A 16,463-nucleotide genomic window follows, 5' to 3' on the forward strand; every position below is an offset into this window, starting at 1 on the left:
CCCGACCATCCCGCCACACCATCTTCCGGGGTTGTCCACAAACGCGGGACTACGCCGCGGAACTCGAGCACTCGGCCGCCACCCGCTCAAGCCATCCCTTGCGGAGCTTGCGCGTCCCTTCGCCCGGCTCGCCGCCGCCCACCTTCGATTGCTCCACCCGGACCACCGGCAGCACCCCCCACGCGGCGTTGGTCAGGAAGCATTCATCCGCCGACAGCACGTCGTCGATGACGAGTTCCCTTCGCCGAACTTCCATGCCCAGGGTTGGCGCGAGCTCGCACACCGTGCGCCGCGCGATGCCCGGCAGCACCGGGCTCCCGTCGACCTCATCACCGGAGTTGGGCGTCTGCAATTCACCTCCCTTGATGAGAAAGACATTGCTGGTGCATCCGCTGGCCAGGCGCCCGCGGGTGTCGAACCACAGGGATTCGCTCGCTCCGAGCCGCGCCGCCTGTCGCAAGGCGAACAATCGCGGCCAATAGGCCACAGTCTTGTGCGCCGCGAATCGATCCGAACTGGCCACACGCTGATCCGAGACCGCCACCCCCACGCCGCGTTCAAACAGCTGGGGCGGGAAGGGCGTTGCGGCGCTCGCCACGATTAGCAAAGTCGGCTCGATCACCGCCGGCGCCGCGTCCCGGGAGGCTTTGAGCATGTTGACCACGCCGCCGGTCAGGGTGACGCGAATTCGTGCGTCCTTTTCGCCCCATTTCTTCGCCACCTCGGCCACGGCCTCCGCCAGAGGCTCCGTTCGCAGCGTGCTCATCAGCTCCAGCGATTCCGCGCTGCGGCGCAATCGCTCCAGGTGATCCTGCAGGCGAAACACCCGTCCCCCCCGGGCTTGCAGCGTCTCGAACAAGCCGACCCCATGCTGCAGCCCCGCATCCAGCGGGGAGAGCCGCGCGTCATCGGGAGAGAGAAAGGTTCCGTTGAGCCAGATCACCATGCGCCACAAGGTAACGCATGCCAAAAATTGAACCGGGCATTCCTGTTCGGAATGCCCGGCCTCAATCGTTGAATGGGTCCTGAGGAGCCCGCCGTACCGACGGTGCTTACAGGATCGCTCGGGTCGAAAGCACGACCGTTCCCTTGGCGTCGAGCACTTCGATCTCCTCGAATTGAAGCTTGGTCACATCAGCCGACGCGAACTTCGCGCCCGCGATCTTGCCGCCGCCGGTCAGTCTGCCCAGATCCGTCGAGGATCCGTCGATCGACTTCAAGCGCAGCGTGTAGTCGGCGTTGGCCTGAAGGCCGAAGGCCACCAGGAAGGATTCTCCGCTCTTGCGGTCGATGTAGAGAACCCCGGCCACATTGCTTTCGGCATTGGTCGTCACCAGCGAGCGCACCTTGCACGCGCTGGAGTAGAACTGCGTGAGGCTCGATCCAAGTTGCTTCTCGATTTCCTGCTGGGTCGATGTGTTCTGGGCGAGCTGGGTGACCTTCAAGGCCTGGTTCGCGATCACGCTGACCCAGACAAAGGTGGCCAGGAGCGAAGCCGCGCAGCCCACCGTGGCCGCGCGCCACGCCATCAGGGAGCGATTCATCGAGCGGGTCCGGATGGACTGCCGCTCCACTTGGAGTCGCCTCTCGACTTCATCCAGTTGATCCATGGTTCGAACGTCTTCGTTCAGGAGCGCGGTGGTCGTGGAGGCCGAAGGGCGGGCCTTCTTCAGGGAGCCGATCGTCGCGATGGGCGCCAGGCCCTGGTTCTCCTGATCAACCGCCGAGAGCACGGAACCGATGACACGGCTTCGAAGTGAAGCGGGCGGCTCCTCGTCGGAAAGCAGCTGGGCATCCGAAACGACGCTCGCCTGCAATGCGCGAATTTCCTCCTGCACGACGCGGGGCGCCTCAAGGAAGCTCCGACTGAAGAACGCAGCCTCGTCCGCCTCGAGCATTCCCAAGGCATCCAAGGAGGCCATCTCAAGCAGTTCGTCTCGTCGCATTGGTTCGGGAGCAGTCATGACATCAATCTCCATCGGTCCAAGCTCTCTCGCCCTTTAGACCTAAATCTTTACTGCTTCGCAAAGCAATAAATCCCTTTGATGGGTCCCCCTGCAGTCCAACTTAGACTACGAACGAGGAGTGAACCCGTAATTCGAGAGCCCTATTGGTCTCTCGCCACTCCCTCATTGTCATCGGGCTATCCGCATGGGTCGCCCCGACGGCTCCATCGAATTCATTTTTTTCAGAAGATCCCCACATATATGCTCGAATTTGCAGGCTTTACGTTGTTGAGGATCGGTTTGCACGGCCTGGTGGCGTCTTTGAAAAAGAAAACCTGGGAAGGTAACCCTTCCCAGGTGAAAATGCCCTTCGAACTGTCTGGCATCCAGACCCGCTTTCGGGCCTGGATGTCCTTAATTACGCCAACTCTTCGGCAGTGCCGCCGATGCGCTCCCGCAAGCGTCCCAAGCCCCGACTGAGGGCACTTTTGACGGTTCCCAGCGGGACATTCAACTGCTCGCTCACTTCGCGAAGCGTGAATCCATTCAAATAGGCCCGCTCGATCACCTCGCGCTGCAACTCGGGCAGCATGGCCACTTTGGCGCGAAGCGCCTTCTTGCTTTCACTTGCCACCATGGGCTGGGCCGCATCATTGGAACGCTCGTTCAATTGACGGAACGAGGTGTTTTCCGCGTCAAAACCCAGGGTTTCCGGACGGGAACCCTTGCGGCGGAGCTTGTCGATCAAATGCCTCCGGGTGATCAGCATCACCCAGGTGACCAGCCGCGCCCTTCGAAAATCGAAGCGGTCGGCCGTCTTCCAGAGCTGCACAAAAATGTCCTGGACGGCGTCCTCGGCTTCGGCCCGGCGTGTCAGTACCTGACGCGCGGATTTGAAGACCAAGGCACCAAAAGCGTCATACAACTGTGCGATCGCAGCCTCATCTCCAGAGGCAACTTTCGACATAAAAACCCACTCTTCTTCACCTGATTGAAAGGTCATTTTCCACTCCTCCTGGTTGTAAGCGACCCCCTGAATTGGGAATCACCATGGAGTCAACCTAGTCCGGATTTGGGAAAAGTCACGAAGAATCTGAAATTAATTTTTACTTTCATAAAAACCGTGACAAGATACGATGTAGAGGTTTGGATTGGGCGTGGGTGTACTCTCACGGACTGGGTTGTTATCGGATGAAAATCATCGCCGATCAATCATTGACCCATTCAGACCGACCCTTCAAATCGGCGGCTGGTTTTAGTCTCATCGAACTTCTCATCACGCTCTCGATCATCGCGATCTTGTTCGGGATGCTTGTGCCCACCTTCAAGATGGTGCGCGGCTCGGCGGAGAAGTTGATGTGCGCGAGCAACATGCGCATGATCCATTACGGGATCCACGGCTACTCGAACGACAATCGACGGAGGCTTCCCTACTGCTTCCATTCCGATCAGCGCCGCTACCAGGAAACGATGGCGCTCACCGCGATGACCGACACCTTCACCGGAGCTCAGGAATGGGACGGCCTCGGTCTGCTGTGGCGCAACTCCGGCGGCGGCTCCTATCTTGACAGCTGCCAGTGCCTCTTCTGCCCCTCCCATCATGGACAGCATCACTTTGCGGATGCCGAGGCCGAACTGAACTCCCCGATGAATTCGCCGCAGCCCGCGCTGAGCACCCGCAAGCTGTATTGCAACTACCAGTACGCCGGGGACCGCGACACGACAATGACTGACCGTCCGCTCTTCGACGACGGCAACAACCAGACGATCCTGGTCAGCGACGGACTTCGAACCGGCAGTGACTTCAACCACATCATGGGCGGCAACGCCTTGCGCGGCGACGGCTCGATCTCCTGGTACGGCAACAAGTCCGTGGGCTACAACCTGGAAAGGCTGCCGATCGATCAAGAGGAGCTGACGGTCAAGGAGCAGATCTCCTTCACCAAGATCTGGAGCTCGATTCAAATTGAAGTCGGGCACTGAGATCGACTGAGTCATCTCGGCCGCAGGATCAGCACATTCATCCTGTGTTTCGACGTGCCGGGGTCCCGGGTGGTGCTCTGCACGGCCTGCAGTTCCGGCGACAACAGCACATGATCGATTGACCACAGCGGAAACTTGCGCGGCCATGAGTTGCGGATTCCGCTGCCGGCCTCCTCCCAGGAGTCGTGAAAATTGGGGAAGACCTTCAGGACCGTCGAACTTCCCGGCAGGGCGTTGAAATCGCCGGCGACCAGGTCGACCTCCCCCAGTCCGCCGCGTTGAATGTCCGCGATCAGTTCACGAGTCACCTCGGCCCTGGGCAATGAGGGCTTGCTGGGAAGGTCGATCATCGCGATGCGCAGCGGCCGCGCCCCCCACGAGGGCGGGCGAAGCGTGAACTTCGCGATCCACACCAGGTCACGGCCCTGGCCTCCCACGGCGACCGTGCGCGCCTCCTCGACGGGGAAACGCGTGACGCAGGCGAACAATCCGGCGCCGGCGACCGAGTAGTCCGGGCCTGCCCAGGTGCGGGCGCGTTCCTGGGCCGTGATCGAACCGCGATTGCTGATCAGGAAAATATCCGCCTCCAGGTTGGCCAGCGCCGCCTCGCTCAGCGAATCGTTGCCGCTTGGATAGTCCGTGTTCCATTGCACGATCCGGAGATCCTGCGGCGAGGCCGGCGGAGCGCTCGACCAGGGTCGCCACTCATTGCGAACCGCGGCGCCGATGGTGATCGCAACGCACGCCAAACCGCCCCAGCGCCGCCGGCGATCGCGGCGACGAAATCCCGCCCTGCACGCCAGCCAAATCAACCCGGTCGCGACCACGCCAAGGGTTGGAATCCAGGAGACCCACTGCAGCACGATGGTTCGATCGCCGGCGATCCTGCCCGTCAGCCATGATGCGAAAAGAAAAAACCACAATGCGTCGAGAGTCCAGACCGCCACATTCAGAAGGATGGATGACTTCCGAAGAGGCGCCGCCGTCGATCCCGCGACCTCCTGCGTCATGCCTGGATTCCAAAGGGTGTCGAATTGGCAGAACAGCGGCCCCGTGGGCGATCCCGCAATTGGTCTGGCATCGGCATGACCCCTTTATCGGTTCACAAACCGCGTTGCAACAGGCCTTCTCCTCGCAACGGATCGATTCTAGAGCGTTTGGCATCGCCCTTGCACTAGGAAACTGCCCGGGATCGGATCCTGGACAGAAAAGGAAAATTCAAATGGCTGGAAAAATTATTGGAATTGACTTGGGAACAACCAACTCGTGCGTCTCGATCATGGAGGGCGGACAGCCGAAGGTGCTGATCAACGCCTCGGGAAGCCGCACGACGCCCAGCGTGGTGGGATTCACCGAAAAGGGCGAGCGCCTGGTGGGGCAGCCCGCGCGGCACCAGCAGGTCACCAACCCGAAGAACACCGTCTTCAGCATCAAGCGCTTCATGGGGCGGCGCCATGTCGAGGTGGAGGGCGAGGAAAAGATGGTGCCCTACACCGTGACCGGCGGCCCGCAGGACCTGGTCAAGGTCGACATCCGCGGCAAGGCGTACACGCCCCCGGAAATCAGCGCCATGATCTTGCAGGAACTGAAGAAGGTCGCCGAGGACTACCTGGGCGAGAAGGTGGATCGCGCGGTCATCACCGTGCCGGCCTATTTCAACGACAGCCAGCGGCAGGCGACCAAGGACGCCGGCGAAATCGCCGGCCTGAAGGTGGAGCGCATCATCAACGAGCCGACCGCGGCGGCGCTGGCCTATGGCCTTGAGAAGAAAAAGAACTCCCGCATCGCGGTCTTCGATCTCGGTGGTGGAACCTTCGACGTCAGCATCCTGGACATCGGCGACGGCGTCTTCGAGGTGCTCGGCACCAACGGCGACGGCCACCTGGGCGGAGATGACTTCGATCAGCGACTGATCGACTACATCGCCGAGGAATTCCGCAAGAAGGAAGGCATCGACGTCCGCAAGGATCCCATGGCCCTGCAGCGGCTGAAGGAAGCGGCCGAGAAGGCCAAGATCGAGCTCTCCAGCCAGTTGGAGACCGTGGTCAATTTGCCCTTCATCACGGCGGACCAGAACGGCCCGCGCCATCTGCAGGTCACCGTCACCCGCTCGCGCTTCGAGGATCTCTGCAAGGACCTCTTCGACCGGCTGCGCGGCCCCTGCGAGTCCGCGCTGCGCGACGCCAAGCTGACGGCGAAGGAAATTCAGGAAGTCGTGATGGTCGGCGGATCGATCCGCATTCCCAAGGTCCAGGACATCGCCAAGGACATTTTCCAGACCCAGGAGCTGGACCGCAGCATCAATCCCGACGAGGTGGTCGCCATCGGCGCCGCCATCCAGGGCGCGGTGCTGCAGGGCGACGTGAAGGACGTGCTGCTGCTCGACGTGACGCCGCTCTCGCTGGGCGTGGAAACGCTCGGCGGTGTGATGACCAAGCTGATCCAGCACAACACCACGATTCCGACCAGCAAGAAGGAGACCTTCTCGACGGCCGCGGACAACCAGACCAGCGTCACGATCCACGTGATGCAGGGCGAGCGCGAGTTCGCCGCGGACAACCGCAGCCTGGGACGCTTCGACCTGAGCGGGATCGCCCCGGCACCGCGAGGCCTGCCTCAGATCGAGGTGGAATTCGCCATCGACGCCAACGGCATCCTCAACGTAACGGCCACCGACAAGGCCACCGGCAAGAAGCAGGAGATCCGCATCACCGGATCGAGCGGCCTGAGCAAGGAAGAGGTGGAGCGCATGCGCAAGGAGGCGGAGCAGAACGCCGCGGCTGACAAGAACCGACGCGAGCTGATCGATCTGCGCAACCAAGGTGAGTCGCTGGTGTACTCCACCAAGAAGAGCCTGGAGGAGCACGGCGGCAAGATTTCGCAGGAGAGCCGCGGCAAGGTCGAGAGCGCCCTGTCCAACCTCGAGGACAAGCTCAAGGGCGAGGACAAGTCCTCCATCCAGGCCGCCATGAAGAATCTCAACGATTCCGCCATGGAACTTGGGAAGGCGGTGTACGAAGCCACGGCCGCCGGAGCCAAGGGCGGAGGCGACTCCGCCGCGAAGCCCGAGGGCGGCAAGAAGGACGACGTCATCGACGCCGAATTCGAAGTGAAGGACCAGAACTAGTCCGGTCCTGAAGATCTAAATTGGAGTGACATCCGCAGAGGAGCCTCTCCTCTGCGGTTGTTTTTTTGAAGCGATGTGCGGAGTGTGCCTGGATCAAACTCACGAGCGCCGCAGCAGCGCCGCGAACAGGCCCGGACCCGTGGCGACCGGATCCGGGGCGAGGCGCCGGTAGCGCAGCAGCTCAAATCCGGCCGACTTGGCGTGGCGCCGAATGGCCTCCGCGGAAAATCCAAGGTGCACGTGGCCCATGCTGGCCGCGTAGGAGCGCCGATCATGCGGCACCATGTCCACGATGAAAAGGCGTCCCTGCGGCTTGAGGGCTCGGGCCGCCTCGCGCAGGGCCCTGTCGATGTCCGCAATGTGGTGCAGCACGAGCATGGCGACGGCCAGGTCCACTTCGCCGTTTTTCAGGGGCAGCGCCTCGAAGGATCCGCGTCGGAACTCGACGGTGCCGGCCTGGGCAAGTCGCTTCTGGGCCGCGTCGAGCATGGACTTCTCGCGATCCACCGCGATGACCTTGCGCACCAGTCCGGCCAGCGCCTCGCTCGCCTCGCCGGTGCCGCAGCCCAGGTCCGCGACCTCGGTTGCGGGGTCCAGAAGATCCAGCAGCGCCTCGTGCGTCGCGCGGGTTCCGAAAAGTTTTTGCCGAACGTCGCTCCATTCTCCCGCGACCCGTCCGAAGAAAGCTTCGCTGTCCACGCGCCGCGAGGAGAGCACGCTGGCGAGCCGCTCCCGGTCCTGCACGACTTCCGGATGGGACTGGATGCCCTGCCGGGCCACCTCCCACAGGGCCTTGGAATCGTCGGGCATGGTGGACGTGGCCATGCGGTAGAGCCCCGCGGTGCCCTCGCTGCGCCGCGCAATCCAGCCCCCGTCCAGCAGCGGCTTGAGATGGCGGCTGGCGGTGCTCTGGGGCACCTGCAGGATGCGCGCGAGCTCGCCCACGCTCAATTCCTCCTCGGCAAGAAGCCGCAGCATGCGCAGCCGCACCACATCCCCCAGCGCCGCCAATTGGCTCAGCAGGCGATCGGAATCCCCAGCGTCGCGTGGGTTGCGCCGGCTCATTGCATCACGGTGTCAAATGCCGCCCGGCAGGGCCAGCGTGGGTCCAAGCACTTGACCGCGCGCCAGCAGCAGGGATTGCACCCTGGGATCGTCGGGGTTCACGCCGTAGGCCTGACGCAGCCGGCGCAGCGCGTCGGCTTGATCGCCAAGCTTCTCCTGAAGCGCGGCCATCTGCAGGTAGGGGCTGATGATGCGCTTCATGCCGTAGCCCTCGTCGAGCTCGATCGCCGCCAGCAAAGCCGTCTTCTCCGAATCCATGTCGCCCACGCTGTCGGCGATCTGTGCGAGCTTGACGTAGGCCTCCGCGCTGCGGAACTCGGCGCCCGCGTTGCGCAGCAGCTGGTAGAGCTCGGGGATGTCCTTCTGCCGCTCCATGCAGTCCGCCAAAGCGAAGACGACCTCCATGTTGTCGGGCTTGCGCGCGTTGGCGGCCTCGAGCGCGTGCCGCGCCTCGGGCAGGTCGCCCAGGCAGAGCTCCGCGCGACCGTAGATCAATTGCGCCTTCCATTCGCCGGGCCACTTCTCCACGACGGGACGGATCAGGTCCGCGGCCTCGCGGCACTGATTGAAGTCAATGAAGTGCTGCGCCTCGGCGGTCGTGCTCTCGATGGGCGGCGTGGCGCTGCACCCGACCAGGAGCGGAGCGGCGAGCAGCGTGGGGACGATGATGGCGGCGAAGCGATTCATGGGAGTCGGGATGATAAGGTCTTCCCTTGAACAGCGTGATGCCCATGGACCCCCTTGCGACCGCCCTCCTCCGCCACACGACCGCCGACGGGCGGCACCATTTCGACTGGCTTGTGGCCCGCGAAAAAATCGGGGCCGATGGCCCAGACGCGCATTGCTGGAGATGCCCCAGGCCGCTCACGCAACTGGAATGCGGGGAGCACATGCGGGTGGAGGAACTCCCCTCGCACCGCGGGCTCTACCTCACACTGGACGCGCCCCGAGATCTGGATCGCAACCGCGGCCGCGTCGAGCCCGTGGCCCGCGGCTTCGCCGAGGAATGCGCGGGCCCGGTGGGTTCGAAGGCGTGCCGAAGATTCGTGCTTCGATTCGATGGCGCCGAACCGATGCGCGTGATCCTCGAGGGCGACCGCCTGACCCGCGTGCTCGAATTTTGAATCGCTAAGCGAACGCTTCCCAGGCAAGGAGCGCCCACACAATGAGCGCGAAGGGCGCCTTCGAGAGCGCCCCGAGGATGCGGCCGACCGCGGCGCCCGTGGCCGGCTTGAGCGAGTCCTTGATCTCGCGTCCGTGCATCCGCTCGCCGACGATCGCGCCGACGACGGCGCCGGCGATGGCGCCGATGGCGGAGCCCGCGAGGGGAATCGGAATCACGATGGTGCCGATGACCAGGCCGACGAGGCTTCCGATGAGACTGCCCATGGCTCCCTTGCTCGAGGCGCCCCCCGCCTTGGCGCCCAGCGCTCCGGCGACGAATTCCAGAATCTCGCCGGCGGCGCCGACGATGGAGGCGATGACCAGGGCCTGCAGCGGAAAGGGAATCGGCCGGTCCGGCATCCACCACGCGGACGCCAGGTCGGCGCTTCCCGCGACCCCAATCAGGATCCAGGTTCCGGGTATGCCCAGCGGCGTGACCACGACGCAGACCACGCCGAAAAGGGTGAAGATCGACGCCGCGATGTACTGGACCCAGATCAAGAGGCGTGCCCCAACTGGCGGAGCTCGTCGCGGAGAATCGCCGCCAGCTCGAAGTTCTCCTGGCGGATGGCGACGTGCATCCGCCGCTCCAACTCCAGCCGCTGGCTCGCCGGAAGCTTCAGCGTGAGTGACTCGCGCAATCCGCGCAAATACTGGGCCTCGATCGACCGCTCGAATGCGTCCGTGTTGCCCGACCGGGCAAAAGCCCGGGCCAGAGCCTCCAAGCCGCGATCGATGGCCAGGCAGGCGTCCGCCTTGCGCCCCGACGCGAGGGCGATCGCGGTTTCGGCCCGGGCCTGCATCTTGATCTCGTTGGGGCGCCACGATTCGAAGCGCAGACGGTCTTGGGCTCCCGCCGATCGCGTCCACAGCAGCTCAAGACACTCGATGTTGTGCAGCGCGTCGCGGCGGACCCGCGGCCAGAGTTCCAGCACGGCGCCGGCGATCGAGCGCTGGCGAAACAGCAGGATCTCCCCAGCCAGATCCGAAGCGTCATCCTCCGACAGAGGCGTCCCGCTTCCACCCGCCTGCGACCGGACGCGGTCGAGGACCGAACCGAATCCCCCCTGCGCGATTCCGTCGGGACGGCCGTCCGCTTCCATCTGAATCACGCCGAGCTCGAGCCGGACCTGGATCAGCAGCCGTCCGTCGTGGCCGGTCAGGGTGCGGACGCCGAATTGTCCGGATTGCCACGACCACGCCTTCAAAATCGGGGTCAGATCGTCGGTGCTCGACACGCGGATCATGGTAGCTCGGCGAAAAATAATTTTTTTGGGGGTGGCATTGCCGGGGGTCCGACAACTATGATGACCGACTCGAGTGGCTGGGACCCCCCTTTCGAAAAGAAGTTATGCCGAGAGTATTTGCTTCATCCGATCTGCAAACGTACATGCGTCAAATTGGTGAGACGCCACTGTTGACTCCCGACGAGGAGAAGATCCTCGGTTGGAAGATTGTCAACAACTGCGACGACTGCGACCCGCTGCAGACCAAGGTGCGCACCGAGTCGATCGACTTGATGATCAAGTCGAACCTGCGGCTGGTGATCAGCATCTCCAAGCACTATTCCCACCGCGGACTCTCGCTCTCCGATCTGGTGGAGGAGGGCAACGTGGGCCTGATCCGCGCCGCGCAGGGGTTCGACCCCGCCCAGGGCGCCCGCTTCAGCACCTACGCGAGCTGGTGGATCAAGCAGTCGATCAAGCGCACCCTGATCAACGCCCAGCAGCCGATTCACATCCCCGCCTACATGGTGGAGCTGATCTCGCGCTGGAAGGTCGAGACGCGCAAGTTCGAGGCCAAGCATTCACGGCCCCCCTCGATCGTGGAGCTCTCCAAGGAGATGGGCATTCCCGTCCGCAAGCTCAACATCGTCAAGAAAGCGATCAGCGCCTACAACTCCCCCAACCAGGCCCCCAAGTCCTTCGGCGGCGAAGAGCCGAACCTGAGCGACCTCTTCACCGACACGCGCACGCTGGGACCCGAGGAGCGCATCAGCTCGCGCGAGGATTTCATGGTCATCGTACGGCTGCTGGATTCCATCGACCACCGCGACGCCCATGTGCTGCGGCTCCGCTTTGGCCTGGAGGGCCAGGAACCCCTCACGCTGAAGGAGATCGGCGAGCAGGTGGGCCTGACCCGCGAGCGCGTCCGTCAGATCGAGGTGGATGCGCTGAAGAAGCTCTACTCGCGGATGATGGACGACAAGCCGCTGCGCTTCTCCAACGGCGACTCGGAAGATGCCGACTCGAAGCACGAGGATGGCAAGCGGCCCTGCGAGCCAGGCGGCGCCTCCAAGTCGCGGTCGCCCCGGACTTCGCCCCGGTCGCGACCGAGCAAGCTCCCCAAATCAGACCGCTGACGCCCCCGGCTTGGTGGGGTTGTGGAACGGCAGCTCGCACAGCACCGCGGACGCGCGCTCGCGGCCAAGATCAATCATGACCGCAGGCTTCTTCTCGGCGGCGTCGCGATCCACGATGGCCATCGCGATCGGCGCGTCGAGCGTCGGGCTCAGGCATCCGCTGGTGATCCGGCCAACCGCCTTGTCGCCGACGAGCACAGGCATGCCCTGCCGCGCGCTGCGCCGGCCCTCGAGCTTGACGCCGACCAGCTTCTGCTTCAGTCCCTGCTTCGCCAATTTTTCCAGCGCGTCCTGACCGATGAAGCGCACCTCGCGCTCGTCGCCGGCGCCTTTGTCCATCTTGACCGCGAAGCCCAGTCCGGCCGTCAGCGGATCCACCGTCTCGTCGATCTCGTGCCCGTAGAGCGGCATGCCGGCCTCCATGCGCAGCGTGTCGCGCGCGCCGAGACCGCACGGCTTGACCACGCTCGAGGCGCCGCCCATGTCCTTGAGCAGCATGCCCAGGGCCAGCTTGGCCATGCCCGCGCCCAGGATGATCTCCACGCCGTCCTCGCCGGTGTAGCCGGTGCGGCTCACCAGCAGCTTCACGACCATCAGGCTCTTCTCGACGAAGCGGTAGCGCTTCAGCGTGGGGATCTCGCGGCTCATCGATCCCACCAGTTCCATGACCTTCGGCCCCTGGATCGCCACCATCGCGGTGGACACGGTCTGGTCCTCCAGCTTGAAGGCCAGGTCGCCCTTCTGCTGCGCGAAATGCTGCAGCAGTTTGGCCCGGTTGGAGGCGTTGCACACCACCAGGTACTCGTCCTCCTCAAGGCAGTACACCAGGATGTCGTCGCGGCAGCCGCCCTGCTCGTTTAACACAAGTCCGTAGCGCACCGCGCCGCGGGTCATGCCCAGGATGCCGCGCGTGCAGACGCGGTCCAGGAAGCGCCGCGCGTGGCGGCCGGTGAACTTGAGCCGTCCCATGTGGCTGACGTCGAAAAACCCGGCGGAGGATCGCGTCCAGCGGTGCTCCTCGATAATGGAGCCGAAGTGCAGCGGCATGTCCCAGCCGGCGAAGTCGGTCATCTTGGCGTGGTGCTGCAGGTGCATGGCGTGGAACGGGGTTTCCAGAAGCGTGGCCGTGGTCATGGGGTTTCCTCGGATGATTTTTCTGCGCCTTCCGCCAGCGCCTGGAGCTTTGCGACTTCGCGCTCAAGAGCCTTCAATTTGCGCGACATACCGAAGAGGTCGGTGAAGACGAGATAGTTGCGCTTGGCGGTGTTGTGTTCAATGGCGGGGACGCCGGCGACTTTCTGCCCCGCGGGAATGTCGGTGAGGATGGCGGCCTTGCCCGCCGCCTGCACGCCGTCGCCGATGGCGAGGTGCCCGGTCACGCCCACTTGTCCGCCGAGCACGACGTAGTTGCCCATCTCGACGCTGCCGCTGATGCCCACCAGGCTCACCAGCAGGCAATGCTTGCCGATGCGCGTGCCGTGGCCGATCGAGATCAGATCCGCGAACTTGGTTCCCTCGCCGACGCGGGTCTCCTCCATCGCGGCGCGCTCGATGACGCAGCAGGAGCCGATCTCCACATCGTCCTCGAGCACGACGATCCCGGCCTGGGGAATCTTTTCATGGCGCCCCTGGTGCGTGGCATAGCCGAAACCGTCGCTGCCGATCACCGCGTTGGCGTGCAGTGTGACCCGGTGGCCCAGCACGCATCCGTCGTAGACGCAGACGCCCGGATAAAGGATGCAGTCGTCGCCCATGCAGACCCGCTCGCCGATGTAGGCGTTGGGATAGACGACGCAGCGGGCACCCAACTTGGCGCCGCGCTCGATGACCGCCCCCGCGTGCACCGCGCACTCGGCGCCAAGCACGGCCTCCGGGTGGATGGTCGCGCGGTCGGAGATCCGGCCCTTGGCGCTGCCGCCGGGCTGCGGATGCCTGCGGAATCCATGCAGCACCACCATGGCCTGCCGGAAGGAGAAGTAGGGATCGGCGGATTCCAGCCGGGCCACGCCGGGGCGCACCGCGGCGCCGGCGGCCACGATCACCGCCGAGGCGCTGGTGGTGGCCAGATGGGGCAGGTACTTCTGGTTGGCGACGAAGCTGACCTGCCCGGCGCTGGCGCGGTCGACCGGGGCGCAGGAATGCACCTCGATGGCGCCGTCGCCGTGCAGGGTGGCTCCGATTTTTTTGGCAAGCTCGTCGAGACGGATGGGCATCGATGCGCCAAGCCTAACAACCCGCGTTGCACGCGTGGGCTTCGCGGATGCGATCCCGCAGCGGGATGGTTATCCTCGAACGGGACATGCAACGCCCCGTCCGTCAACGCCGTGGCTCGGGTGGTCGCCCGATCCCGTGGCGACATCCGCTGCTGTCACTCCTGCTGATCGCCGCCTTCCTGGCCGCGCCGCGGGCCCGGGCCGGGGACATCGAGGACCAGACCTTCGCCGACCGGCCGATCTCGCTGGTGACGCTCAAGGGCCTCAACCGGATCAGCGAGCAGGAGATCCGCAACAATCTGCGCATCGGCGCCGGTGAGCCCTTCGAGTCGCTGGCGGTGCGCGCCGACGTGGCAAGCCTCTACCGCCTCGGGCACTTCGAGACGGTCTCGGCGGAGGCGATGCTGCAGGCCGACGGCAGCGTCGAGGTGATCTACACGCTGGTGGAGCAGAGCCTGGTGCTGGACATCCAGACCGTGGGCAACAAGGCGGTCAGCGACCAGGAGCTGCGCGCTGTCATCTCGCTCTATCCCGGCGGGCCGCGCGACGACTTCCTGCTGGAGCAGAGCGTGCTGAAAATGAAGGAGCTCTACCGGGGCAAGGGCCACTACCTGGTGGAGATCACGGTGAAGGAGGACAAGCTGAAGGATTCCGGCATCCTGATCTTCGAGATCGTGGAGGGGCCGCGGGTGCGCATCCAGGAGGTCGAGTTCGTGGGCAACCGCGCCTTCCAGGCCAAGCAGCTCTCCGCGGAAATCAAGACCAAACCCTGGGTTTTCCTCTTCCGCAAGGGCAACCTGGACGAGGAGATGCTGGTCGACGACGTGGCCACGCTGGACAAGTTCTACAAGGATCGCGGCTTCGTCGACGTGCGCGTCGACCGCCGCGTGGAGTTGAGCTCCGACCAGAAGGAGGCCAAGGTGGTCTTCGTGATCGACGAAGGCCGCGAGTACCGGCTGCGCTCGGTGCGCGTGGAGAGCACCACCTCCGACGGGCAGCTGAAGGTCTTCTCCTCGGAGCAGCTGCGCTCGCTGATGACGCTGCGGCCCGGCGACGCCTACCAGAAGAACCGCATCGACTCCACCACCAAGAGCATCCAGACTGCGTACTTCGTCATGGGGTACATCGACGCCAAGGTGAACGTCAACTACGTCCGCTCCGGCGAGGAGGCCGAGGTCGACATGCTGGTCAGCATCACCGAGGGCGACCGCTTCGAGACCGGACTGGTGCACATCCAGGGGAACTTCATCACCCGCGACAAGATCATCCGCCGCCTGGTGCGCTTCCAGCCCGGCCGACCGATGGACGGCCGCGAGATCGAGCTGACCGAGGTCCGCCTGAAGTCCACCAACCTCTTCAACGACATCCGCGTCACGCCGCAGGAGCCGGACCCCGACCATCCCGAGTCGCGCGACGTGCTGGTGGAGGTGAAGGAGAAGAACACCGGCAGCGTGAACTTCGGACTGGCCATCGGCACCGACCAGGGCTTCGGCGGCGAAATCTCGCTGAACCAGTACAACTTCGACATCGCCGACGTGCCCACGTCGCTGAGCGAATTCGCCGCGGGCCGCGCCTTCCGTGGCGCCGGGCAGACCTTCAGCATCGCCATCCAGCCCGGCATCGATGTGAGCACCTACTCGATCTCCTTCGGCGAGCCGCACCTCTTCGAAACCGATTGGTCCGGCAGCACCAGCCTCTCCTACCGCAACCGCATCTACGACCAGTGGACCGAGGAGCGGACGTCTATCTACTTTGGAACGGGTCGGCGCCTCGGCGACTTCTGGACCTTTGGCTCCAACGTGCGCCTGGAGCAGGTCGCGCTCACGGACTTCGCCGCCGGAACGCCGCTGGTGATCGTCGGCAATCCGCCAGGCTCGACCCCAAACCAGTCCGGCCCAAGCCAGTTCGGCGTCTTCTCGGTCTCGCTCTCGCGCAACACCGTCGACAGCCGGACGCGGCCCGGCTCCGGCTCGCTCACGGAGGTGACCGCCAGCATGTTTGCCGGCGACTACAGCTTCCCGATGATCCGGGCCAACTACACCACCTTCCTCACCCTCGACGAGGATTTCCTCGGCCGCAAGACCACGCTTCGGTTGAACTCGCAGGTCGGATACATCACCAGCGACAGTTCGCCGGTGTTCGAGCGCTTCTATCTGGGTGGAAGTTCATTGCGAGGTTTCGCCTTCCGAACCATCAGCCCGGTGACCTACCAGGTGCTGGGCTTCCCCGACTCCTTTCCGCCGACGACGCAGGGCCCGGGCAACGGCGCCCCCGCCACCAACATCGGCGGCCAGTTCATGTTCTTCGCCGGCGCGCAGTACGAGACGCCGCTCTTCCAGGACGCCATCACCGCCGTCGCGTTCCTGGATTCCGGCACGGTCACCGGCAACAGCTACCCCGGGGACATCGCCAATCCGATCGGCCTTGGCCAATACCGGCTGAGCGTCGGCGTCGGTCTGCGCCTCTACATCGGGGCGCTGGGCCCGGCGCCGATCGCCCTGGACTTCGGCTTTCCGATCTTGAAGCAAAGCACCGACCAGACGCAGCTCTTCTCCTTCAACGCGGCGCTGCCTTTCTAGCCCGCGGCCGCTGGGCACCGCGCG

At 64.3% G+C, this 16,463-nt stretch carries 15 protein-coding genes; 5 read left to right on the plus strand and 10 right to left on the minus strand.

The features are described from left to right. Window positions 1-49: 49 nt before the first annotated feature. From K8R92_11620 to K8R92_11630, 3 genes are all read right to left on the minus strand, one after another. The gene (locus K8R92_11620) at window positions 50-946 is read right to left on the minus strand and encodes an aminotransferase class IV (protein ID MCE9620538.1); all 897 of its coding nucleotides are present in this window, start codon (window positions 944-946) and stop codon (window positions 50-52) included. 106 nt (window positions 947-1,052) lie between these two features. Next, complete coding sequence (locus K8R92_11625) at window positions 1,053-1,946, minus strand: hypothetical protein (protein MCE9620539.1); 894 nt, start codon at window positions 1,944-1,946, stop codon at window positions 1,053-1,055. Window positions 1,947-2,364: 418 nt separating this feature from the next. Further along, window positions 2,365-2,949, minus strand: coding sequence for a sigma-70 family RNA polymerase sigma factor (locus tag K8R92_11630; GenBank protein ID MCE9620540.1), 585 nt, complete (start codon window positions 2,947-2,949; stop codon window positions 2,365-2,367). Between the two features lie 212 nt (window positions 2,950-3,161). On the opposite strand from K8R92_11630, the gene K8R92_11635 reads away from it, so the two are divergent. Beyond that, complete coding sequence (locus K8R92_11635) at window positions 3,162-3,929, plus strand: type II secretion system GspH family protein (GenBank protein ID MCE9620541.1); 768 nt, start codon at window positions 3,162-3,164, stop codon at window positions 3,927-3,929. A gap of 11 nt (window positions 3,930-3,940) precedes the next feature. Here K8R92_11635 and K8R92_11640 read toward each other — a convergent pair whose 3' ends face one another. Continuing rightward, window positions 3,941-4,939: a hypothetical protein gene (locus K8R92_11640; GenBank protein MCE9620542.1), complete on the minus strand. Its 999-nt coding sequence runs from the start codon at window positions 4,937-4,939 to the stop codon at window positions 3,941-3,943. Between K8R92_11640 and dnaK the strand changes: the two genes are divergently transcribed. Continuing rightward, on the plus strand, window positions 4,891-7,056 hold the full coding sequence (gene dnaK, locus K8R92_11645) for a molecular chaperone DnaK (protein MCE9620543.1): 2,166 nt from the start codon (window positions 4,891-4,893) through the stop codon (window positions 7,054-7,056). The two genes, K8R92_11640 and dnaK, sit on opposite strands and share 49 nt — an antisense overlap. A gap of 99 nt (window positions 7,057-7,155) precedes the next feature. On the opposite strand, the gene K8R92_11650 is transcribed toward dnaK, so the two are convergent. Then, complete coding sequence (locus K8R92_11650) at window positions 7,156-8,121, minus strand: metalloregulator ArsR/SmtB family transcription factor (protein MCE9620544.1); 966 nt, start codon at window positions 8,119-8,121, stop codon at window positions 7,156-7,158. Window positions 8,122-8,133: 12 nt separating this feature from the next. Further along, window positions 8,134-8,808 (minus strand): tetratricopeptide repeat protein, encoded by a 675-nt coding sequence (locus tag K8R92_11655; protein ID MCE9620545.1) that lies wholly within the window; start codon window positions 8,806-8,808, stop codon window positions 8,134-8,136. A 38-nt stretch (window positions 8,809-8,846) separates the two neighbouring features. On the opposite strand from K8R92_11655, the gene K8R92_11660 reads away from it, so the two are divergent. Then, a complete protein-coding gene (locus K8R92_11660) occupies window positions 8,847-9,245 on the plus strand; it encodes a hypothetical protein (GenBank protein ID MCE9620546.1) in 399 nt (132 codons plus the stop codon). Window positions 9,246-9,249: 4 nt separating this feature from the next. Here the strand turns inward: K8R92_11660 and K8R92_11665 are convergent, their stop codons facing one another. Together K8R92_11665 and K8R92_11670 are read right to left on the minus strand one after the other, a co-directional pair. Beyond that, window positions 9,250-9,786, minus strand: a complete 537-nt coding sequence (locus tag K8R92_11665; protein ID MCE9620547.1) for a DUF456 family protein — start codon at window positions 9,784-9,786, stop codon at window positions 9,250-9,252. Further along, window positions 9,783-10,523, minus strand: a complete 741-nt coding sequence (locus K8R92_11670) for a UvrB/UvrC motif-containing protein (protein ID MCE9620548.1) — start codon at window positions 10,521-10,523, stop codon at window positions 9,783-9,785. Before K8R92_11670 ends, K8R92_11665 begins: the two co-directional genes overlap by 4 nt. Window positions 10,524-10,636: 113 nt before the next feature. On the opposite strand from K8R92_11670, the gene K8R92_11675 reads away from it, so the two are divergent. Then, window positions 10,637-11,647 carry a sigma-70 family RNA polymerase sigma factor gene (locus K8R92_11675; protein ID MCE9620549.1) on the plus strand — a complete coding sequence of 337 codons (1,011 nt, stop codon included), beginning with the start codon at window positions 10,637-10,639 and terminating at the stop codon, window positions 11,645-11,647. On the opposite strand, the gene gcvT is transcribed toward K8R92_11675, so the two are convergent. Further along, a complete protein-coding gene (gene gcvT, locus K8R92_11680) occupies window positions 11,636-12,781 on the minus strand; it encodes a glycine cleavage system aminomethyltransferase GcvT (protein ID MCE9620550.1) in 1,146 nt (381 codons plus the stop codon). The genes K8R92_11675 and gcvT overlap by 12 nt on opposite strands. Then, window positions 12,778-13,860: a UDP-3-O-(3-hydroxymyristoyl)glucosamine N-acyltransferase gene (lpxD, locus tag K8R92_11685; GenBank protein MCE9620551.1), complete on the minus strand. Its 1,083-nt coding sequence runs from the start codon at window positions 13,858-13,860 to the stop codon at window positions 12,778-12,780. The genes gcvT and lpxD overlap by 4 nt, the downstream gene beginning before the upstream one ends. An 86-nt stretch (window positions 13,861-13,946) precedes the next feature. Between lpxD and bamA the strand changes: the two genes are divergently transcribed. Continuing rightward, complete coding sequence (bamA, locus tag K8R92_11690) at window positions 13,947-16,439, plus strand: outer membrane protein assembly factor BamA (protein MCE9620552.1); 2,493 nt, start codon at window positions 13,947-13,949, stop codon at window positions 16,437-16,439. The last annotated feature ends 24 nt before the right edge of the window (window positions 16,440-16,463 follow it).

This window comes from Planctomycetota bacterium (assembly GCA_021414025.1).
Classification (GTDB): domain Bacteria; phylum Planctomycetota; class Phycisphaerae; order Phycisphaerales; family SM1A02; genus SYAC01.

Bases quoted from the DNA above. Each gene is read 5' to 3' on its own strand.
- K8R92_11620 (MCE9620538.1), bottom strand. From the start codon at position 946: ATGGTGATCTGGCTCAACGGAACCTTTCTCTCTCCCGATGACGCGCGG.
- K8R92_11625 (MCE9620539.1), bottom strand. From the start codon at position 1,946: ATGCGACGAGACGAACTGCTTGAGATGGCCTCCTTGGATGCCTTGGGA.
- K8R92_11630 (MCE9620540.1), bottom strand. From the start codon at position 2,949: ATGACCTTTCAATCAGGTGAAGAAGAGTGGGTTTTTATGTCGAAAGTT.
- dnaK (MCE9620543.1), top strand. From the start codon at position 4,891: ATGACTTCCGAAGAGGCGCCGCCGTCGATCCCGCGACCTCCTGCGTCA.
- K8R92_11640 (MCE9620542.1), bottom strand. From the start codon at position 4,939: ATGACGCAGGAGGTCGCGGGATCGACGGCGGCGCCTCTTCGGAAGTCA.
- K8R92_11650 (MCE9620544.1), bottom strand. From the start codon at position 8,121: ATGAGCCGGCGCAACCCACGCGACGCTGGGGATTCCGATCGCCTGCTG.
- K8R92_11655 (MCE9620545.1), bottom strand. From the start codon at position 8,808: ATGAATCGCTTCGCCGCCATCATCGTCCCCACGCTGCTCGCCGCTCCG.
- K8R92_11660 (MCE9620546.1), top strand. From the start codon at position 8,847: ATGCCCATGGACCCCCTTGCGACCGCCCTCCTCCGCCACACGACCGCC.
- K8R92_11675 (MCE9620549.1), top strand. From the start codon at position 10,637: ATGCCGAGAGTATTTGCTTCATCCGATCTGCAAACGTACATGCGTCAA.
- gcvT (MCE9620550.1), bottom strand. From the start codon at position 12,781: ATGACCACGGCCACGCTTCTGGAAACCCCGTTCCACGCCATGCACCTG.
- lpxD (MCE9620551.1), bottom strand. From the start codon at position 13,860: ATGCCCATCCGTCTCGACGAGCTTGCCAAAAAAATCGGAGCCACCCTG.
- bamA (MCE9620552.1), top strand. From the start codon at position 13,947: ATGCAACGCCCCGTCCGTCAACGCCGTGGCTCGGGTGGTCGCCCGATC.